This is a genomic window from Bacillus sp. FDAARGOS_1420, assembly GCF_019344915.1.
GTDB classification, from domain to species: domain Bacteria; phylum Bacillota; class Bacilli; order Bacillales; family Bacillaceae_G; genus Bacillus_A; species Bacillus_A mycoides.
Genome location: NZ_JAHWJB010000001.1, coordinates 961,062 through 980,948 on the forward strand (window position 1 = coordinate 961,062; position 19,887 = coordinate 980,948).

Annotated in this window: 21 protein-coding genes and 4 tRNA genes; 24 read left to right on the top strand and 1 reads right to left on the bottom strand. The window is 36.2% G+C overall.

The features are described from left to right. A complete protein-coding gene (gene yyaC / locus I6L50_RS05115) occupies positions 1–597 on the bottom strand; it encodes a spore protease YyaC (protein WP_219300713.1) in 597 nt (198 codons plus the stop codon). Positions 598–857: 260 nt separating this feature from the next. Here yyaC and I6L50_RS05120 point away from each other — a divergent pair, with 260 nt between their 5' ends. The 24 genes from I6L50_RS05120 to I6L50_RS05235 all read left to right on the top strand — a co-directional run bounded on the left by I6L50_RS05120 (position 858) and on the right by I6L50_RS05235 (position 19,887). After that, the gene (locus I6L50_RS05120; RefSeq protein WP_002089952.1) at positions 858–1,715 is read left to right on the top strand and encodes a mechanosensitive ion channel family protein; all 858 of its coding nucleotides are present in this window, start codon (positions 858–860) and stop codon (positions 1,713–1,715) included. A 20-nt stretch (positions 1,716–1,735) separates the two neighbouring features. Next, a complete protein-coding gene (locus I6L50_RS05125) occupies positions 1,736–1,933 on the top strand; it encodes a DUF951 domain-containing protein (RefSeq protein WP_000436054.1) in 198 nt (65 codons plus the stop codon). A gap of 115 nt (positions 1,934–2,048) precedes the next feature. Beyond that, the gene (gene ychF, locus I6L50_RS05130; RefSeq protein WP_002089951.1) at positions 2,049–3,149 is read left to right on the top strand and encodes a redox-regulated ATPase YchF; all 1,101 of its coding nucleotides are present in this window, start codon (positions 2,049–2,051) and stop codon (positions 3,147–3,149) included. Between the two features lie 191 nt (positions 3,150–3,340). Then, entirely contained in the window at positions 3,341–3,631 is a 291-nt protein-coding gene (gene rpsF / locus I6L50_RS05135; RefSeq protein WP_001233782.1) for a 30S ribosomal protein S6, read from the top strand. Positions 3,632–3,657: 26 nt separating this feature from the next. Then, a complete protein-coding gene (gene ssb / locus I6L50_RS05140; RefSeq protein ID WP_000981962.1) occupies positions 3,658–4,206 on the top strand; it encodes a single-stranded DNA-binding protein in 549 nt (182 codons plus the stop codon). A gap of 44 nt (positions 4,207–4,250) precedes the next feature. Beyond that, complete coding sequence (gene rpsR / locus I6L50_RS05145) at positions 4,251–4,484, top strand: 30S ribosomal protein S18 (RefSeq protein ID WP_000918874.1); 234 nt, start codon at positions 4,251–4,253, stop codon at positions 4,482–4,484. Positions 4,485–4,563: 79 nt separating this feature from the next. Then, the gene (locus I6L50_RS05150) at positions 4,564–5,499 is read left to right on the top strand and encodes a YybS family protein (protein WP_219300715.1); all 936 of its coding nucleotides are present in this window, start codon (positions 4,564–4,566) and stop codon (positions 5,497–5,499) included. Positions 5,500–5,577: 78 nt separating this feature from the next. Then, the gene (locus I6L50_RS05155) at positions 5,578–7,551 is read left to right on the top strand and encodes a DHH family phosphoesterase (protein ID WP_219300717.1); all 1,974 of its coding nucleotides are present in this window, start codon (positions 5,578–5,580) and stop codon (positions 7,549–7,551) included. Continuing rightward, entirely contained in the window at positions 7,548–7,994 is a 447-nt protein-coding gene (rplI, locus tag I6L50_RS05160) for a 50S ribosomal protein L9 (RefSeq protein WP_044438332.1), read from the top strand. Before I6L50_RS05155 ends, rplI begins: the two co-directional genes overlap by 4 nt. A 27-nt stretch (positions 7,995–8,021) precedes the next feature. Then, positions 8,022–9,383: a replicative DNA helicase gene (dnaB, locus tag I6L50_RS05165; protein ID WP_002016457.1), complete on the top strand. Its 1,362-nt coding sequence runs from the start codon at positions 8,022–8,024 to the stop codon at positions 9,381–9,383. Between the two features lie 215 nt (positions 9,384–9,598). Then, a complete protein-coding gene (locus tag I6L50_RS05170; RefSeq protein WP_002138921.1) occupies positions 9,599–10,888 on the top strand; it encodes an adenylosuccinate synthase in 1,290 nt (429 codons plus the stop codon). Positions 10,889–11,041: 153 nt separating this feature from the next. Then, positions 11,042–11,117 (top strand) — tRNA-Lys (locus I6L50_RS05175). 13 nt (positions 11,118–11,130) lie between these two features. Next, positions 11,131–11,202: transfer RNA gene (locus I6L50_RS05180), tRNA-Glu, on the top strand. 22 nt (positions 11,203–11,224) lie between these two features. Beyond that, a tRNA-Asp gene (locus tag I6L50_RS05185) sits at positions 11,225–11,300 on the top strand. Between the two features lie 41 nt (positions 11,301–11,341). Further along, positions 11,342–11,414, top strand: a tRNA-Phe gene (locus I6L50_RS05190). 282 nt (positions 11,415–11,696) lie between these two features. Continuing rightward, a complete protein-coding gene (walR, locus tag I6L50_RS05195) occupies positions 11,697–12,404 on the top strand; it encodes a cell wall metabolism DNA-binding response regulator WalR (RefSeq protein WP_219300719.1) in 708 nt (235 codons plus the stop codon). 3 nt (positions 12,405–12,407) lie between these two features. After that, positions 12,408–14,243 carry a cell wall metabolism sensor histidine kinase WalK gene (gene walK, locus I6L50_RS05200; protein ID WP_002166370.1) on the top strand — a complete coding sequence of 612 codons (1,836 nt, stop codon included), beginning with the start codon at positions 12,408–12,410 and terminating at the stop codon, positions 14,241–14,243. Continuing rightward, a complete protein-coding gene (locus I6L50_RS05205) occupies positions 14,240–15,577 on the top strand; it encodes a YycH family regulatory protein (protein WP_219300721.1) in 1,338 nt (445 codons plus the stop codon). Before walK ends, I6L50_RS05205 begins: the two co-directional genes overlap by 4 nt. After that, entirely contained in the window at positions 15,558–16,394 is an 837-nt protein-coding gene (locus I6L50_RS05210) for a two-component system regulatory protein YycI (protein WP_002166372.1), read from the top strand. Before I6L50_RS05205 ends, I6L50_RS05210 begins: the two co-directional genes overlap by 20 nt. After that, positions 16,378–17,172: an MBL fold metallo-hydrolase gene (locus tag I6L50_RS05215; RefSeq protein ID WP_113936112.1), complete on the top strand. Its 795-nt coding sequence runs from the start codon at positions 16,378–16,380 to the stop codon at positions 17,170–17,172. Before I6L50_RS05210 ends, I6L50_RS05215 begins: the two co-directional genes overlap by 17 nt. Before the next feature lie 63 nt (positions 17,173–17,235). Next, a complete protein-coding gene (locus I6L50_RS05220) occupies positions 17,236–18,423 on the top strand; it encodes a S1C family serine protease (RefSeq protein WP_113936113.1) in 1,188 nt (395 codons plus the stop codon). Positions 18,424–18,476: 53 nt separating this feature from the next. Continuing rightward, on the top strand, positions 18,477–18,662 hold the full coding sequence (locus tag I6L50_RS05225) for a CxxH/CxxC protein (protein WP_002035001.1): 186 nt from the start codon (positions 18,477–18,479) through the stop codon (positions 18,660–18,662). Positions 18,663–18,721: 59 nt separating this feature from the next. After that, positions 18,722–19,201, top strand: a complete 480-nt coding sequence (gene rlmH / locus I6L50_RS05230) for a 23S rRNA (pseudouridine(1915)-N(3))-methyltransferase RlmH (protein WP_002130178.1) — start codon at positions 18,722–18,724, stop codon at positions 19,199–19,201. A gap of 71 nt (positions 19,202–19,272) precedes the next feature. Next, positions 19,273–19,887, top strand: a complete 615-nt coding sequence (locus I6L50_RS05235) for a DUF4304 domain-containing protein (protein ID WP_219300723.1) — start codon at positions 19,273–19,275, stop codon at positions 19,885–19,887.

A 19,887-nucleotide genomic window follows, 5' to 3' on the forward strand; every position in this document is an offset into this window, starting at 1 on the left:
TTATAGATGGTTTGCTTTTTTTAATGCAGATAATTTTTGATCGGTTTCTTTTATACTTTGTGCAATTACATCGGCCATCTTCATAACTAAACTTAGTCTTGTATTTTGAAGTACGAAAAACTCCATGAAACCATTTAAATTTACGATGCCATGAATATGCAAATCACCAATTTCAGGTAATTTCTTATTCATTGCAGCTCCAGGTTTACTGGGACCCTTTCCGGTAGTTATAGAACCGATACTTTGAGATTTTCCTAAACATGCATCAACAGCAATAATAAATGAAGTAGGGTTTTCTTTCTGTATATTCTGAATTTTTTCCTCTAGATTTAGTGCATGTATTGGTTCGTCTAGTGTGCCGAATACTTGAAGGTTTTTGATTTCAATTTGTTCTAGTTTAGTACCAACTAATGGACCAAGTGCATCACCGGTGGAACGGTCTGTTCCGATACAAACGAGAATGAGTGGCATATTAGTCTTAATGGGAATATGGGAAAGTAAGAAATTACTGATTGTCTCAGAGGCTTCTAAGTCATGATGCATAACATTTTGAGTTTCTTTTTCCAAAAAAGGTAAGCGAAAACTTCTAATATTCATGAAGCACCCATCCTTTTAATAAATTTTCACAATATGTTATATGGTGTGTGAAATGGAAAATTATAAGTGCATACTTTCTACAAACTGTGAATGAAAATGGAAATAATAGTACTAGTATATATATATTCGTTTCATTTTATACCTGAATGGAAGTTAACAAATGGAATTAAAGTCATAAATTTTTTTCAGAAATCAGAGAGAGTTCTGATACAATAATAAGGATAACTAAAAAGAAATTTTAGCTAGAGAGGTAGAGGGACATGGATTTAGCGTTGAAATGGTTTGAGTCCATTGATTGGACGAATATAGGTGTGAAGTCACTAAAAATAATCGTTATTTTAATACTTGGTGCAATCGTTGTGCGAGTTGCAAGGGCAATTGTACGAAATGCGTTTCGTATGGGAAGCCGTTCGCCGATTCAAATTTCAGAACGTCGTACAGTTACGGTAGCGAAGTTGCTTGAAAATATTGTGGCATACGTTGTTATGTTCATTATGTTAATTGCGATTTTAGGTGTGTTTGATATTAATGCGTCAGGTCTATTAGCCGGTGCTGGGGTAATTGGTTTAGCAGTCGGTTTTGGTGCACAAAGTTTAGTTAAAGATGTTATTACAGGATTATTTATTTTGTTAGAGGATCAATTTTCAGTAGGTGATTATGTAAGAATAGGTCAATTTGAAGGAACTGTTTTGGAAATTGGACTACGTACAACGAAGATGAAAAGCTGGACAGGTGAAATTCATATAATACCAAATGGTAGTATTGTACAAGTAACGAACTTTTCCGTTAGTAATAGTGTAGCATTTGTTGATGTATCTATTTCTTATGAAAGTGATATAGTACGAGCGGAGCAAGTTATTGAAGATTTATTAGTGGAACTACCAGAAAAATATGAGAAAATGGTAACAACACCTCAATTGCTAGGTGTTCAAACATTGGCAGCGTCTGAAGTTGTATTACGTGTTATTGCTGAAGTTGAGCCGATGCAGCATGCAGTTATTGCGAGGGCTCTTCGCAAAGAGATTAAAAATCGTCTTGATTTACATGGTATTGAAATTCCATACCCACGTATGGTTTTATATAGTCGCGAAGAATTAGTTAGTGAAAAAGCAATTTAATAGTGGGAGGGATTTAGAGAATGGAGCAAAAGCAATATAACTTGTACGATGTTGTGGAAATGAAGAAAGCCCATCCATGTGGTGAAAATCGCTGGAAGATTATTCGTATGGGAATGGATATCCGCGTTAAGTGCGAGGGGTGTGACCATTCGGTAATGATTCCTCGAAGAGAGTTTGATCGCAAGGTGAAAAAAATACTTGTGAAGCACGAAGAATAGTGAAAAAGCAACAGCTGCAGTAGACAGCCGTTGCTTTTTTTCATTTGGTGGAAACTTGTCATTTTTTTCGTTACTATCTATAATGATGAAAGATTGAGACATAGGAGTGAAAAATATGGGATTAACGGCTGGGATTGTTGGATTACCTAACGTAGGTAAGTCCACTTTATTTAATGCAATTACACAAGCAGGAGCAGAATCTGCGAACTATCCATTCTGTACAATCGATCCAAACGTAGGGATTGTAGAAGTACCAGATGAGCGTCTAAATAAATTAACGGAATTAGTAGAACCGAAAAAAACTGTTCCGACTGTATTTGAATTTACTGATATTGCAGGTATCGTAAAAGGTGCGAGTAAAGGTGAAGGGTTAGGAAATAAATTCTTATCTCACATTCGTCAAGTAGATGCAATTTGCCAAGTTGTTCGTTGTTTTGAAGATGAAAATATTACGCACGTTTCAGGAAAAGTAGATCCAATTGATGACATTGAAACAATTAACTTAGAACTAATCTTAGCGGATTTGGAATCTGTTGATAAGCGTATCGAACGAGTTGCGAAGTTAGCAAGACAAAAAGATAAAGAAGCTGTATATGAGCATGAAATTTTAGTTCGTTTAAAAGAAGCTTTTGAAGAGGGAAAACCAGCTCGTACTGTTGAATTTACAGAAGAGCAAATGAAGATTGTTAAAGGCCTTCATTTACTTACAACGAAAGAAATGCTATATGTAGCAAACGTAAGTGAAGATGATATTATGGATCCTTCTGACAATAAATATGTACAAATGGTAAAAGAATTTGCAGCAAATGAAAATTCTCAAGTAATCGTTGTATGTGCAAAAATCGAAGAAGAAATCGCTGAGCTAGACGAGGAAGAGAAAAAAGTATTCCTTGAAGAACTAGGCATTGAAGAATCTGGTTTAGATCAATTAATTCGTGCTGCATATGATTTATTAGGACTTGCTACTTACTTCACAGCTGGTGTGCAAGAAGTACGTGCATGGACGTTTAAACAAGGTATGAAAGCACCACAATGTGCTGGTGTAATTCATACAGACTTTGAGCGTGGATTTATTCGTGCGGAAACAGTTTCTTATGATGATTTAATGACAAACGGTTCTATGACAGCTGCAAAAGAAGCTGGAAAAGTACGTTTAGAAGGAAAAGAGTATATCGTAAAAGACGGAGATGTTATGCACTTCCGCTTTAACGTTTAATTTAATATTTCCTAGGAAAAATAAAGATATGAACTTGGCAAATATATTATATGTTTGCCAAGTTTTTTACGTATTGGTGAGTTGATTCATATAACTTACTATGATATAATCTAAACTCGTGAGTAATTACTATAAATTAATTGCTCCTTGCCCATTATGGGCCGTTTAGACCAAAAGGAGGTGAAAGTGTAATGAGAAAGTACGAAATTATGTACATCATTCGTCCTGGCGTTGAAGAAGAAGCTCAAAAAGCTTTAGTTGAACGTTTTGCAGGTGTTTTAACAAACAATGGTGCAGAAATCATTAACACGAAAGAGTGGGGTAAGCGTCGTTTAGCTTACGAAATCAACGACTTACGTGAAGGTTTCTACATGATCTTAAACGTGAACTCTAACTCAGAGGCGATTAACGAATTCGACCGTTTAGCTAAGATCAACGAAGATATCCTTCGTCATATCGTTGTTAAAGAAGAAGAAAAATAATTGATATATAAGGGAGAGTGGTTCGATTGATGAATCGTGTTATCCTCGTTGGTCGTTTAACTAAGGACCCTGACTTACGTTACACGCCCAATGGTGTTGCAGTAGCTACTTTTACGTTAGCTGTGAATCGCGCATTTGCGAATCAACAAGGTGAGCGTGAAGCTGACTTTATTAATTGTGTAATATGGCGTAAACAAGCAGAAAACGTGGCAAATTATTTGAAAAAAGGTAGCTTAGCAGGCGTAGACGGACGTCTTCAAACTCGTAATTACGATGGACAAGATGGTAAACGTGTATATGTAACAGAAGTTCTTGCGGAGAGCGTACAATTTTTAGAGCCGCGTAATGGCGGTGGGGAGCAACGTGGTTCATTCAATCAGCAACCATCAGGAGCTGGTTTCGGTAACCAAAGCTCTAACCCATTTGGTCAATCTAGTAATTCAGGTAACCAAGGTAATCAAGGTAATCAAGGTAATCAAGGTAATCAAGGTAACTCTGGATTTACGAAGAATGACGATCCATTTTCGAATGTTGGTCAACCGATTGACATTTCGGACGACGATTTACCATTTTAATGGTGTGAATCGGCTATTTTTAACAAAGAATGGAGGGAATAGACATGGCAGGACGCAAAGGTGGACGTGCGAAGCGTCGTAAGGTGTGTTTCTTCACATCTAACGGCATCACTCGCATTGACTATAAAGATGTTGATTTATTAAAACGTTTCGTTTCTGAGCGCGGTAAAATTTTACCTCGTCGTGTAACAGGAACAAGCGCGAAATACCAACGCAAACTTACAGTTGCAATTAAACGTGCTCGTCAAATGGCACTTTTACCATATGTTGGTGAATAATAGCGTATGAAATGCACAGTAGAGTCGGACTCTACTGTGCATTTTGCTATGCTTTTCTTTTTGAAAGAGAGGTTAAAATGTGAAACAAGCAAGGTTTATTACCGAAGGCGCAGCGTTATTGGCTGTATATGCAATGTTATTGCTCATATCTATGTATGTTCCGATTTTGGGTACAGTTGTAACATTTGTATTGCCGTTACCATTTATATTGTTAACGATAAAATATGGCGTACCTAATGCCTTTGTGATTTTTACAGCAGCATTTTTCATTGCTGTTATTGTGGGTCAACCGATAGGTCTAGTAAAGACAATTATTTTTGGGTGTACGGGTATTGTTTTAGGATACATGTATAAAAAACAAAGAAAGCCGTTGGAAATTTTGATAGCAGGGACACTTGCATACTTAATCGGTATTATGCTCATTTATGTTGTGAGTATAAAATTTTTCAACATAGATTTAATACAGAAAATGCAAAATATGTTTAGTGAAAGTGTAGTACAAAGTGAAAAGATAGCAAATGCTGCTGGTATGCAGGTTAGTAAGAAACAAAAAGATTTATTCGCACAAATGAATGATATATTACAAACGATACTCCCGAGTATACTTGTAATGGTTTCTGTGTGTCTTTCTTGGATTACGGTTATGATATCAGGTAGTGTTTTGAGAAAGTTAAAGCACGACGTTACACCTTGGCCTAAATTTAAAGACATACAATTGCCAAAGAGTATTGTCTGGTATTACGTCATATTTATTTTGTTAGCAACTTTTATCAAGGTAGAACCAACATCATATTTACATATGGTATTTTCTAACCTATATGTAATCTTTGCTTTGCTGCTCGTATTGCAAGGATTAACGTTTATCACCTTTTTAGCACACAGAAAAGGTTTTACGAGAGGTGTTCCTATTATTAGTTTTATTGTCTGCATGTTTATTCCGATGATGTTTCCTCTTGTGACAATCTTAGGTATAATTGATTTAGGGATTTCATTGCGTTCTAAAATAGGGGAATAAAATAATATTCCTTACACTATTTTAATTTGTTTAACTAACTGGAAAGTGAGTTAGTTTTACTTTATAGGAGTTGTATACATGCCTGAATTTTATAAGAAACAGTGGTTTTTATATCCTGTTTACGTATTGGCATTTTTTGTGTTGGTGCTAATTTCGATTCTCTGTTATTTTCACTTAATTATGGGGATAGCTGCCTTTTTTATTTTTAGCATCGTTTTCTTTTTAGTTATACGATTTGAACTTAACTTTCAAAGGAATTTTGAAAAGTATACGACAGATATGATTACTAGGGTAAAAAAAGTGAGTAACGAAGCATTCAACCAGATGCCAATCGGTATATTGTTATACAATAAGGAGTATGGGATTGATTGGGCAAATCCTTACTTGTCTTCATGTTTGGGGCAACACGCATTAGCTGGGTGGCATCTGTACGATGTATCAGAAACATTACTCCTTTTTATTAAAGGAGAGACTTCTGACGATATAGTATCTTTAAATAGTCGAAAGTTCCGTGTGTTTGTAAGGAAAGAAGAAAAACTAATTTATTTTTTTGATGTAACTGAGCAAACAGAGATTGAAAAAATGTATGAGGATCAGCGCACGGTTTTAGCTGTTATTTATTTAGATAATTATGATGAAGTTACACAAGGGTTAGATGATCAATTACGCACGAATATAACAAGTCTTGTGACGTCACGTCTAAATGAATGGGCCGTTAAGTATGGTGCATATTTGAAACGTGCATCTTCAGAAAGATTCTTCGTTGTACTAAATGAAAGTATTTTAGCACAAATGGAGAAAGGGAAATTTAGTATTTTGGATCAAGTGCGTGAAGAAACATCAAAAAGGAATATACCACTTACGCTAAGTGTTGGTGTTGGCTCGGGTGATTTACCTTTATCGGAGCTTGGAGCGATGGCTCAATCTGGTTTAGACCTTGCATTAGGACGAGGAGGAGACCAAGTAGCTATTAAACAAGCAACGGGTAAAGTTAAGTTTTACGGAGGTAAGACGAATCCGGTTGAAAAGCGTACTCGTGTACGTGCTAGGGTTATTTCGCATGCATTAAAGGATTTAGTATTAGAAAGCAGTAATGTCATTATAATGGGGCATAGAGCTCCTGATATGGATGCGATTGGTGCAGCGATTGGTATTTTAAAGGTAGCTCAATTAAATGAGCGCAAAGGATATATTGTATTAGATGAAAATGATTCTGATAAAGGAATCAAACGTTTGATGGATAAAGTGAAACAAAATGAAGAGTTATGGTCACATTTTATTACACCAGGGCAAGCGATGGAATTTGCAAACGATGATTCATTACTTGTTGTTGTTGACACGCATAAACCTTCAATGGTGATGGAGGAAAAACTGTTACACAAGATTGAAAATGTAGTAGTTATTGACCATCATCGCCGCGGGGAAGATTTCATTGAAGATCCATTACTTGTTTATATGGAGCCATACGCTTCTTCAACGGCAGAGCTTGTTACAGAATTACTTGAGTATCAACCGAAAAATTTAAAGATGACAATGTTAGAAGCAACGGCATTGTTAGCTGGTATTATTGTTGATACGAAAAGTTTTACATTCCGTACAGGCGCTCGTACATTTGATGCCGCTTCTTATTTACGCTCGCATGGCGCAGACACTGTACTTGTACAAGAACTTTTAAAAGAAGATATGGGTCAGTATTTACGAGTTGCAAAAGCCATTAAAAATGCGTACATTTATAAAAATGGAATTGCGATTGCTAAAGTTGATAGTGATGAATATTATGACCAAGTACTTATTGCACAATCAGCAGACACATTATTGACAATGACAGGTATCATTGCATCGTTTGTTATTGCAAAACGTGGAGAAAATTTCATTGGAATTAGTGGTAGATCTTTAGGTGAGTTGAATGTACAGCTAATTATGGAGAATTTAGGAGGTGGCGGGCACTTAACAAATGCAGCCACACAAATGAAAAATGTTACAGTAGATGAAGCGGAGGAGAAGCTTCGATTTGTTATTGATGACTATTTACAGGGAGGCACACAATCATGAAAGTAATTTTTCTAAAAGACGTAAAAGGTAAAGGTAAAAAAGGAGAAATAAAAAACGTACCAGACGGTTATGCAAATAATTTCTTACTAAAACAGGGGTTAGCTGCCGAAGCGACAAATAGCAGTATGAAAACTTTAGATGCTCAAAAGCGCAAAGAGGAAAAAGATGCAGCAGCAGAAGTTGAGAATGCAAAAGAGCTGAAAGAAACATTAGAGAAATTAACTGTAGAAGTAAAGGTGAAATCTGGAGAAGGTGGCCGCTTATTTGGCTCTATTACGAGTAAACAAATTGTAGATGTAATGCAAAAGTCACACAAGATTAAACTTGATAAACGTAAATTTGAAATGGATGATGCAATCCGTGCATTAGGTTATACAAACGTGACTGTGAAATTGCATCCGCAAGTAACAGCAACAGTAAAAGTTCATGTTAGTGAACAATAAAAATAAATTAAGCAAGGAGGATTGCGCATGAGTGATGTAATGGCTGATCGTACCCCTCCGCATAATATAGAAGCTGAGCAGGCAGTCTTAGGTGCCATATTAATTGATCAGGATGCGTTAACGTCAGCATCGGAACTACTGGTACCTGACTCATTTTATCGAACGAAACATCAAAAGATTTTTGAAGTCATGCTTGGGTTGTCTGATAAGGGAGAACCAATCGACTTAGTAATAATGACATCAGCGATGGCTGATCAAGGATTACTAGAAGAAGTTGGTGGGGTTTCTTATCTAGCAGAGTTGGCAGAAGTTGTTCCAACAGCTGCTAACGTAGAATATTATGCACGCATCATCGCTGAAAAGGCACTTTTACGTCGTTTAATTCGAACGGCGACTCATATTGTATCGGATGGATACGAGCGAGAAGATGATGTGGATGGCCTGTTAAATGAGGCTGAGAAAAAAATATTAGAAGTATCTCACCAAACAAATGCAAAAGCATTCCAAAACATTAAAGATGTTCTTGTAGATGCTTATGATAAAATTGAACTTTTGCATAATCAAAAGGGTGAAGTTACTGGGATACCAACTGGATTTACTGAATTAGATAAGATGACCGCAGGTTTTCAGCGAAATGATTTAATCATCGTGGCGGCGCGTCCATCGGTAGGGAAAACTGCATTTTCATTAAATATCGCACAAAACGTAGCGACGAAAACTGATGAAAATGTAGCGATTTTTAGTTTGGAGATGGGCTCTGATCAGCTTGTTATGCGTATGCTTTGCGCAGAAGGAAATATTGATGCGCAAAGACTTCGTACCGGTTCATTAACTTCTGATGATTGGGCGAAATTAACAATGGCGATGGGTAGCCTTTCTAATGCTGGTATATATATTGATGATACACCAGGGATTAAAGTAAATGAGATTAGAGCAAAATGTCGTAGATTAAAGCAAGAACAAGGTCTAGGGATGGTTTTGATTGACTATTTACAGCTTATTCAGGGAAGTGGGAAATCAGGAGAAAACCGTCAGCAGGAAGTATCTGAGATTTCTCGTACATTAAAAGGGATTGCACGTGAATTGCAAGTACCTGTTATCGCCTTGTCGCAGTTATCTCGTGGTGTAGAATCTCGTCAAGATAAACGTCCGATGATGTCTGACATTCGTGAATCAGGAAGTATCGAGCAGGATGCTGACATTGTAGCCTTCCTATATCGTGAAGATTACTATGATCGTGAAACAGAAAATAAAAATACAATTGAAATTATCATTGCAAAACAACGTAATGGTCCGGTAGGTTCAGTAGAGCTTGCGTTTGTTAAGGAATTTAATAAATTCGTCAACTTAGAACGCCGCTTTGAGGATGGACATGCACCGCACGCATAAAGGCAGTATAAAAAAGAAACGCATTTCTTATAATAAGATGTGTTTCTTTTTTTTTATATGAAAGATAGGGCTTTCATAAGGTGAATATGTAATTCTTACGAACGAAAACGTTTTTCCATAAAAAAATGTTCGCTTTTTGGTTGACTTCTCTTTCTGTTTTGGTACAATTATATTGTTTGAATAGATCGTTTGAAAATTGCGGAGGTGCTTTAATAATGTCTTCAGTAGTAGTTGTAGGAACACAATGGGGCGACGAAGGAAAAGGTAAAATCACTGATTTTCTTTCTGAGCATGCGGAAGTAGTTGCAAGATATCAAGGTGGAAATAACGCGGGACATACAATTGTTTTCGGCGGAGTTAAATATAAATTACACTTAATTCCATCTGGTATTTTCTATAAAGAGAAAATTTGTGTAATCGGAAACGGCTTAGTAGTAGATCCGAAAGCATTACTTGAAGAGTTAAAATACTTACACGATCGTGGTGTAAGTACTGATAATTTACGTGTAAGTAACCGTGCGCACGTTATTTTACCTTATCACTTAAAACAAGATGAGTTAGAAGAAGCGAGTAAAGGTGATAACAAGATCGGTACAACGAAAAAAGGTATCGGTCCTGCATATATGGATAAAGCTGCTCGTATTGGTATCCGTATGGCTGATCTTTTAGACCGTGAAGCATTTAAAGAGAAGCTTGAGCGCAATTTAGTGGAAAAAAATCGTTTATTTGAAAAAATGTACGATACAGAAGGTTTCAGCGTAGAAGAAATCTTTGAAGAGTACTTCGAATACGGACAACAAATCGCACAGTATGTATGCGATACATCTGTCGTATTAAATGATGCACTAGATAACAATCATCGTGTATTATTTGAAGGTGCACAAGGTGTTATGCTTGATATCGACCACGGTACGTATCCATTCGTTACATCTTCTAACCCAATTGCTGGTGGTGTAACAGTTGGAACTGGAGTTGGTCCTGCGAAAGTTACTCGCGTTGTAGGTGTATGTAAAGCATATACAAGCCGTGTAGGTGATGGTCCATTCCCTACGGAACTTAATGATGAAATCGGTCATCAAATTCGTGAAGTTGGTCGTGAATACGGAACAACAACTGGTCGTCCACGCCGTGTAGGTTGGTTCGATAGCGTTGTTGTAAGACATGCACGTCGTGTTAGTGGTTTAACAGACTTATCATTAAACTCTATCGATGTATTAACAGGTATCCCAACTCTTAAAATTTGTGTTGCTTACAAATACAATGGCGAAGTTATCGATGAAGTTCCAGCTAACTTAAACATTTTAGCGAAATGTGAGCCTGTATATGAAGAGCTTCCAGGTTGGACAGAAGATGTTACTGCTATGAAATCATTGGATGAACTTCCTGAAAATGCAAGAAAATACGTAGAGCGTGTTTCTGAATTAACAGGAATCCAATTATCTATGTTCTCGGTTGGACCAGATCGTAATCAAACAAATATCGTTCGTAATGTATACGAAGCTTAATTGATATAAAAAATTGATTTTTTTAAGAAAAAACTCATATTTTTATGAGTTTTTTCTTATTTTTTATAAAAAATAAGAAAAGGTATTGCAAAAATGAAAGATAACATGTTATGATATGTCTTGTCGTCACGAAAATATGACGTTGGTGAGTATGAGCCATTAGCTCAGTTGGTAGAGCATCTGACTTTTAATCAGAGGGTCGAAGGTTCGAATCCTTCATGGCTCACCATTTTATTTTTCGTGGCCCGTTGGTCAAGTGGTTAAGACACCGCCCTTTCACGGCGGTAACACGGGTTCGAATCCCGTACGGGTCATGTTTTTTTTATGTTCATTTTTGGTCCCGTGGTGTAGTGGTTAACATGCCTGCCTGTCACGCAGGAGATCGCCGGTTCGACCCCGGTCGGGACCGCCACTTTTGTTTATACCACCATTAGTGGTTTTATATATAGTTTTGGCTCGGTAGCTCAGTCGGTAGAGCAGAGGACTGAAAATCCTCGTGTCGGCGGTTCGATTCCGTCCCGAGCCACTCTCAGGATATTAAGTGGGCCCACTTAATATCCTTTTTATTTTGTCCAGTTTTACAAATGTGGGTAGTTATTTTACAATAGAATGAGGAGCCTCTAGCAGTTGAAGCTAGAGGTTTTTCTATAGATCGTATAGGATTCCGTGTAAAAGTGGATGATACATGAGTCTATGAGAATAGAGGAGAAATACTTAGACTAAGATTGCTGTCATATAGGAACATACTATAGAAACACCAATATGTTTGAGGATTATTGATCATATTTTTATAAGGAGGAAATAGACGATGATGGGAAAGAAAATTTTAGTAGTTGATGATGAAAAGCCAATTGCGGATATTTTGAAGTTCAACCTAGAAAAAGAAGGTTTTGAAATTGTAATGGCGCATGATGGTGATGAGGCAATTGAAAAAGCAAATGAAGAACAGCCAGATATGGTTTTATTAGATATTATGTTACCGGGAAAAGACGGTTTAGAGGTATGTCGTGAAATACGTAAAAACTCAGAAATGCCAATTATTATGCTTACAGCAAAAGACTCTGAAATTGATAAAGTATTAGGGCTTGAGCTTGGGGCAGATGATTATGTAACGAAGCCATTTAGTACGAGGGAGTTACTTGCTCGTGTGAAAGCGAATTTACGTCGCCATCAGCAGGGTGGTGCTGCAGAGAAAGAAGAAAATACCGAAATGGTTATTGGACCAATCGTTATCAATTCGAACGCTTATAGTGTAACAAAGCGTGAAGAAAGCATTGAGCTTACACATCGTGAATTTGAATTACTACATTATTTAGCGAAGCATTTAGGTCAAGTTATGACTCGTGAACATTTATTACAAACAGTTTGGGGTTATGATTATTTTGGAGATGTACGTACAGTAGATGTAACAGTACGTCGTTTACGCGAAAAAATTGAAGATAATCCAAGTCATCCTACTTTAATTGTAACTAGACGTGGGGTAGGGTATTACTTGCGTGACCCAGAACAGGAATAGTATATGAAGAAAGTTGGTTTTTTTCAATCTATTCATTTAAAATTTGTGCTCATATATATGCTGTTAATATTAATAGCAATGCAAGTAATTGGTGTATATTTCGTCAGGGAATTAGAAAAAAGCCTTGTAAAAGGCTTTCAAGATTCCTTAACGCAGCAAACAAATCTACTTTCTTATAACCTGAAGCAAGAGTTTGTAAAAGAACGTCCTAAAACAGAATCAGTAGATAAAGCTATTAATGATTCGATTCAAAAATTCGCATCAGATCGTAAGAAAGATATTCAAGAAGTAAGTGTAATTGATTCTACTAAAAAATTAATGGCAATTTCAGACGGGTCTAAGCAAAATAAGGTAGGAAGAACGTCAGCAGATACAGCTGTACAACGTGTAATGGTACAAAAGAAACCAGAGTCAAAGATTGAGAAAGATGGAAATACAGGTCATCGAGTTCAAGTTATGATTACCCCTATTCTAAAAGAGCCAGGCGGAGAGGTACTTGGTGTCATTCATATCGTTGCATCTATGGAAGATGTGTACAAACAAATGAAGGACATCAACCAAATTTTCGCAACGGGGACAGTAATTGCTTTATTAGTAACAGCTGTACTTGGAATTTTATTGGCTCAAACAATTACGAGACCAATTTCAGATATGCGAAGACAAGCAATTGAAATGGCGAAAGGAAATTATTCGCGAAAAGTAAAGGTGCATAGTCACGATGAGATTGGACAATTAGCATTATCTTTTAACAATTTATCTAAAAAATTACAACAAGCTCGTTCCTCCACAGAAAGTGAAAGACGAAAATTATCATCCGTTTTATCACATATGACAGATGGAGTAATTGCTACTGATCGAAAAGGGGATATCATTTTATTAAATGATCCTGCGGAAAAGATGTTAAATGTTTCGCGCGAAACGGCGCTAGATCAATCAGTGTTAGAAGTGCTAGGAATACAAGAAGAATTTACACTGGATCATTTATATGAAGAGCCTGATTCAGTTTTATTAGATTTTAGTACGAGAAATGAACCATATATTTTACGTGCTAGTTTCTCTGTTATTCAAAAAGAAACAGGGAAGGCAAATGGTTTAATTGCTGTATTATATGATGTAACAGAGCAGGAGCGGATAGAACAAGAGCGCCGTGAGTTTGTTGCGAACGTATCTCATGAGTTAAGAACGCCGTTAACAACGATGCGCAGTTACTTAGAAGCACTTACTGATGGAGCGTGGCAAGATCCCAATATTGCACCGCAATTTTTAACGGTTACACAAGAGGAAACGGAAAGAATGATCAGGCTTGTAAATGCATTGTTACAACTATCTAAACTAGATAGTACAGAACATCGCTTAATGAAGGAATGGGTCGACTTTACTGATTTCTTTAATAACGTTATCGATCGTTTTGAAATGTCTAAAGAGCAAAATGTAAGCTTCAAACGATCTTTCTCTAAAAAATCTCGATTTATTGATATGGATACAGACAAAATTACACAAGTTTTATATAACATTATTTCCAATGCACTAAAATATTCGCCAGAAGGTGGTACAGTAACATATCGCCTACGTGACCGCGGGGAGTTATTAGAGATTAGTGTGAGTGATCAAGGAATGGGAATTCCGAAAGAAAATGTAGATAAAATATTTGAACGTTTTTATCGTGTAGATAAAGCGCGTTCGAGACAAATGGGTGGTACAGGTCTTGGGTTAGCTATTGCGAAAGAAATGATTGAGGCACATGGCGGCTCGGTTTGGGCGAAAAGTGAGGAAGGAAAAGGGACAACTATTTATTTCACATTGCCAATGGCGACAGATGAAGAGGACGATTGGGAATGAGTATGGAAAACTTTAAAACGATAGTTCTAATTAATTTGGTTGTCATTAGTCTATTTCTTACTTTTAACTTGTGGACATATGTTCCTGATTCTACTTCTATGCAAAATACAAAGTTCGTTCAAGGTAACGAAGAGATAAATACGATAAAGATTTCGGAGGTTGTTCGCCCATCCTCTGTAGTTATTCATAAAGAGAAAAATCATTATGTAAGCGAAAAGAAGGAAAATGTGGATTCGATCTATAAAATTCTTGAAAACGGAGAATTACATAATTTCGAGGAAATAACGGGGACAGTCCCTAAAGGTGATTTTCTGTCTTATGTACACGGAGAAGAAAAAATTGAATTTGTTTTTCCTACAAATATCCCGTTAGATACGATTAAAAATATGTTTAATATTAAAAATAAAAACATAGAGAGTAACAGAAGTTTTAATCGTATTATAATTGATCCTTCTAGAAGTAAGGACCAAGAAATTAAAGTTAGCTTTGTTTCCTATGATACTCCTCATAAAATATATCAAGCAACATTGAGTGGTGCTTATATAAAGGATATTATAAATGCTCAAAATCAACTTATAACAGTAGCAAGACCATATTTTGAGTATCAAATAAATGATACAAAAAAACTTTTTTTACCAGAGGGGATTACGGAATTAAGTAAGGCAGAGTATATTACAGCTAAACTAGAAGTGGATCCATTTAAAAATGCTTTATTTAGTGATCCACGTTATTTAAGTCCTATTTCTGAGAAAACAAAGCAAACATTTACAGATGGTATCCGCTCTATGGAAATTGATAAATCGGATGCAATGTTGAAATATAAAAATTCCGCTGTACATGGTGATAAATCTACGGATAATGCGGTAATTTTACAAAAAAGTTTTGACTTTGTAAGTGGGCATAGTGGATCCTTGAAGTCCTATCGTTTTGATTATATTAATGGGAGGAAAACTTCATTCCGTTTATATGAGGATGGTTTGCCTGTATTTAGTGCAAATGGAATAGCGGAATTAAAACAAGTATGGGGTTCAGGTGAAATTATGCAGTATGAAAGACCCTTTTTTGAGTTCAGTATTACTTTGCCTAGTAAACAACAAACAACTTCTCTCGCATCAGGTCGTACAGTGATGACATCACTAGAGAATAATCCAGAAATTGATAAAAAATCAATTCAGGATGTTGGTATTGGTTATAAAATGTCATTGGAACCGTCCATCAGTGATGTGAGAATCGCTGTCTTACAGCCGATATGGTATGTAAAATGTGAAGAAGATGGTAAGCAACAAATATATGAATGGAGTGAGGGGGGACTAAATGGATTGGGATCGAATTAAAACCATATTTATTGTGACCTTTTTTGTTTTAGACCTCTTTCTTATCTTTCAGTTCATTCAAAAGCAAGATAGTAATCAATTAGAACTTGTGACGGAAACGAAAATCGATCAACAATTAAAAGCTGAAAAAATTACTATGGGAAATTTTCCTAAAGAGCCGAAAAAAGAGTCATTTATAATGGCGAAAAATAAGGGTTTCAAAGAAGAAGATGTGCAATCTTTAAAAAATCAGACAGCGCATGTGCAAGACGAATATCAAATAGAGGGTAAATTAAAAGAGCCTTTTTTAAATACAAAATCATTGTCAAAAGATAAGTATAATGAGTTTTTGAAAAATTATGTGCTGGATGGACAAAAATATGAGTTTGGCGCAATAAAGGACTCAAAAATTTACTTCTTTCAAAAGTATAAAGATAAACCAATCTTCTACAATAATCGTGCGATGATTGTTGTAGATTTAAATGAAAAAAATGAGCTTATTTCGTATACACAAACAATGTTAACGGATTTGAAGGAAATGGGCGAAAGCGAAAAGACGAAAGAACAAGAAATTATTACTGCTCAAACAGCTTTAGAAAATATATATTTGAAAAATAAAATTGCAGAAAATACGCACGTGAAAGAGGCGCAGATTGGATATGCGACTCTTGCTGAGTCTTCTTCTAATATACAAGTGCTTGCTCCAACATGGAACTTAAAGACAGAACAAAAAAAGGATTTTTTTGTGAATGCAATTGAAGGACAAGTTATGGAATTAGGGGAAACTCAAGTGCCGGAAGAACATAATGGAGTGAGAAAGAATGAGCATGCATTTTAGTGTACTTGCAAGTGGAAGTACAGGGAATATGCTATATGTAGGAACAGATGAAAAAAAACTGCTTGTCGATGCAGGTTTAAGTGGTAAAGCTACAGAGGCGTTATTTAAACAGGCTGAACTGAATATAAATGACATATCAGGTATTCTTGTAACACATGAGCATAGTGATCACATTAAAGGATTAGGTGTATTGGCGCGTAAATATGATTTACCTGTTTATGCGAACGAGAAAACATGGAATGCAATGGAACATTTAGTAGGCAATATCCCAACTGATCAAAAATTCATTTTCTCAGTAGGAGACGTGAAAACATTTGGGGATATTGAAGTTGAATCATTTGGTGTTTCTCATGATGCGGCGGAACCGATGTTTTACGCTTTTCATAACAATAATAGAAAGTTAGCTCTTATTACAGATACGGGCTACGTAAGTGATCGTATGAAAGGTGTTATTAAGGGAGCAAATGCTTTCGTGTTTGAAAGCAATCATGATGTGGAAATGCTTCGTATGGGACGCTATCCATGGAGTATTAAGCGACGTATTTTAAGCGACGTTGGCCACGTTTGTAATGAGGACGCTGCATTAGCGATGGCTGATGTTATTACAGATGAGACAAAACACATTTATTTAGCGCATTTAAGCCTAGATAATAACATGAAAGAATTAGCGCGTATGTCTGTATCACAAGTATTAGAAGAAAAAGGTTTTGGGGTTGGAGAATCCTTTGAAATACATGATACGGATCAAAAAATGCCTACGAAAATTCAATACGTATAATTCTTCATTTTAGTAAACAATAAAGGTGAATATAGTTGTTTTCAGGAAGATAGGTGAACAAATATGTCCTTTATTGATGAAGAAAAATATCGTATTAAACGTGCAGGGAAAAAGAAACATAAAGGTATTGTCATTTCTAGCATAGCAGGGACAATTGTAGGGGCTTCATTATTTGCATTTGGAGCTCCTTTATTTTCAAATCATGCAGGTAAGCTTCCGCAAGCTGAAGCAAGTGAAAAAAATATGGCTGAAGCTCAAAGTGGAAATGTTCCTGTTAAACAGATTAGCTTTGTAGACGCTGTTGATCGTGCTTCAGAGGCTGTTGTTGGTGTTATTAATATTCAACGAGACGATTTTTCAGAGGCTGATTCGGAAGCTGGTACAGGATCTGGTGTGATTTATAAGAAAACAGATGGAAATGCGTATATTGTAACGAATAACCACGTTGTTGCTGGGGCGAATCGTATTGAAGTGAGCTTAAGTGACGGTAAGAAAATTCCAGGTAAAGTATTAGGAACCGATGTAGTCACTGATTTAGCGGTACTTGAAATAGATGCGAAGTATGTGAAGAAAGTGATTGAAATTGGCGACTCTAATACCGTTCGTAGAGGAGAACCAGTTATTGCGATTGGAAATCCACTTGGGCTACAATTTTCCGGAACTGTCACACAAGGTATTATTTCGGCTAATGAGCGTATTGTTCCTGTAGATTTAAATCAAGATGGACATTACGATTGGCAAGTAGAAGTATTGCAAACAGATGCGGCAATTAATCCAGGTAATAGTGGTGGAGCGCTTGTAAATGTAGCGGGACAATTAATAGGTATTAACTCAATGAAAATTGCAGCAAAAGAAGTAGAAGGAATTGGACTAGCTATTCCAGTTACGAGAGCTGTTCCTATTATGAATGAACTAGAAAAGTACGGTAAAGTAAAAAGACCCTATGTTGGGATTGAACTAAGGTCATTAAACGAGATTCCGAGTTACTATTGGTCAAAAACGTTACGATTACCAGATAACGTAAAAGAAGGAGTCTGCATTTTAGATGTGAAAAGTCCTTCGCCAGGTACGGATGCGGGTCTTAGAGAACATGATGTTATTGTGGCGGTAGATGGAAAAGCGGTGCACGATATTATTGGGTTCCGCACGGCCTTATATAATAAAAAAATTAATGATAAAATGACTCTTACGTTTTATCGTGGTACAAAACGAGCGACAACAACGGTGAAATTAGGCATTCAAAAGTATTAAAAACAGGAGGGCCTACCTCCTGTTTTCTATTGTAGAAAAGTGAGGTGAAGAATATGAATTTACCTTGTTGTTTAGAACATGTTGAATTAGCATTAGATATCATTGTGGATGAGTGTGAAGTCGCACCGGTTATTAACAATGTGGATAACTCTAAAGAAGAGAAAAAAACATGTGAATTTTGTCAAAATGAGGCGACATATGTTGTATCGAACACAGATTCTCACACAATATGTGGGTAACATTTGTGGATATGTGGATAAGTCCTGTGGATAACGTGTTTGTAAGGTGGGGAATAAATGTGAATATCTCGATTATTTCAATTGGGAAATTAAAAGAAAAGTACTTAAAACAAGGTATAGCAGAATACTTAAAACGATTATCTTCGTACGCAAAAGTAGAAGTAATTGAATTGCCAGATGAAAAGGCACCAGAAAATTTAAGTGCAGCAGAAATGTTAATTGTAAAAGAAAAAGAAGGCATACGTATACTGGATAAAATTTCTGATGATACGCACGTCATTGCGTTAGCAATAGAAGGAAAGCAAAAATCATCAGAAGAATTTGCGGTAAGTATAGATCGCCTTGCTACATATGGAAAGAGCAAGATCACATTTGTAATTGGCGGATCACTGGGGCTTAGTTCTGAAGTAATGAAGCGTTCAAACGAATCTCTTTCTTTCTCAAAGATGACATTACCACATCAATTAATGCGATTAGTATTGCTTGAGCAAGTGTATAGAGCGTTTCGGATTAATCGTGGTGAACCTTATCATAAATAGTAATAGTACATTCAAACGGCTACATATGTGGCCGTTTTCTATATTTCACAATATGTAATAGGGTGAACCGTATGAAGTCAAAACAACTATTAAGTTTATATATAGAAAATTTTTTAGTGGATGAATTACAAAAATTAGGTTTCCGTTATGCAAAGAGTGTACCTAAATTTTCTCGTACACAAGGTGATTTTGAGCTAACTTTTAGTTTTTCACTCAGCAAATGGAACTCTGAAGATTATTGCGAGTTTTGGACTATGTGGGGTGTTACGTCAAAAAAGTATTCAAAATGGTATAAGGAGCAATGGGGTGATAAACCAGTCAATGATGCAATAGCCGGAGATGCAGAGTGGAATATTCCAGGATGGAAAGGAAAGGCACAGCACTGGAACCTCACGAATTCGGAATGTGATAGTGCGGAATTTAGTGTGTTTATAGGGAATGTAATGAATATTGGGATCCCCTATTATTCGCAAATTGATGATTGGAATACTGCGGCAGAGTATGCTACAAGAAGTCCGATTATTTTTTATGAAAAAGTATGTGATTTTTATATGATGTCAGGGCAAGAAGAGAAAGCGAAAGAAATCCTTGAGAGAGGTATTCAAGAGATTAAAGATAGGAAACATGATAGTTATATGCAACTTCCAGAAATTGAAAAGAGATTGAAGAAGTATTTTATACAGTAA

Bases quoted from the DNA above. Each gene is read 5' to 3' on its own strand.
- yyaC (WP_219300713.1), bottom strand. From the start codon at position 597: ATGAATATTAGAAGTTTTCGCTTACCTTTTTTGGAAAAAGAAACTCAA.
- I6L50_RS05120 (WP_002089952.1), top strand. From the start codon at position 858: ATGGATTTAGCGTTGAAATGGTTTGAGTCCATTGATTGGACGAATATA.
- I6L50_RS05125 (WP_000436054.1), top strand. From the start codon at position 1,736: ATGGAGCAAAAGCAATATAACTTGTACGATGTTGTGGAAATGAAGAAA.
- ychF (WP_002089951.1), top strand. From the start codon at position 2,049: ATGGGATTAACGGCTGGGATTGTTGGATTACCTAACGTAGGTAAGTCC.
- rpsF (WP_001233782.1), top strand. From the start codon at position 3,341: ATGAGAAAGTACGAAATTATGTACATCATTCGTCCTGGCGTTGAAGAA.
- rpsR (WP_000918874.1), top strand. From the start codon at position 4,251: ATGGCAGGACGCAAAGGTGGACGTGCGAAGCGTCGTAAGGTGTGTTTC.
- I6L50_RS05155 (WP_219300717.1), top strand. From the start codon at position 5,578: ATGCCTGAATTTTATAAGAAACAGTGGTTTTTATATCCTGTTTACGTA.
- rplI (WP_044438332.1), top strand. From the start codon at position 7,548: ATGAAAGTAATTTTTCTAAAAGACGTAAAAGGTAAAGGTAAAAAAGGA.
- dnaB (WP_002016457.1), top strand. From the start codon at position 8,022: ATGAGTGATGTAATGGCTGATCGTACCCCTCCGCATAATATAGAAGCT.
- I6L50_RS05170 (WP_002138921.1), top strand. From the start codon at position 9,599: ATGTCTTCAGTAGTAGTTGTAGGAACACAATGGGGCGACGAAGGAAAA.
- walR (WP_219300719.1), top strand. From the start codon at position 11,697: ATGATGGGAAAGAAAATTTTAGTAGTTGATGATGAAAAGCCAATTGCG.
- walK (WP_002166370.1), top strand. From the start codon at position 12,408: ATGAAGAAAGTTGGTTTTTTTCAATCTATTCATTTAAAATTTGTGCTC.
- I6L50_RS05205 (WP_219300721.1), top strand. From the start codon at position 14,240: ATGAGTATGGAAAACTTTAAAACGATAGTTCTAATTAATTTGGTTGTC.
- I6L50_RS05210 (WP_002166372.1), top strand. From the start codon at position 15,558: ATGGATTGGGATCGAATTAAAACCATATTTATTGTGACCTTTTTTGTT.
- I6L50_RS05215 (WP_113936112.1), top strand. From the start codon at position 16,378: ATGAGCATGCATTTTAGTGTACTTGCAAGTGGAAGTACAGGGAATATG.
- I6L50_RS05220 (WP_113936113.1), top strand. From the start codon at position 17,236: ATGTCCTTTATTGATGAAGAAAAATATCGTATTAAACGTGCAGGGAAA.
- I6L50_RS05225 (WP_002035001.1), top strand. From the start codon at position 18,477: ATGAATTTACCTTGTTGTTTAGAACATGTTGAATTAGCATTAGATATC.
- I6L50_RS05235 (WP_219300723.1), top strand. From the start codon at position 19,273: ATGAAGTCAAAACAACTATTAAGTTTATATATAGAAAATTTTTTAGTG.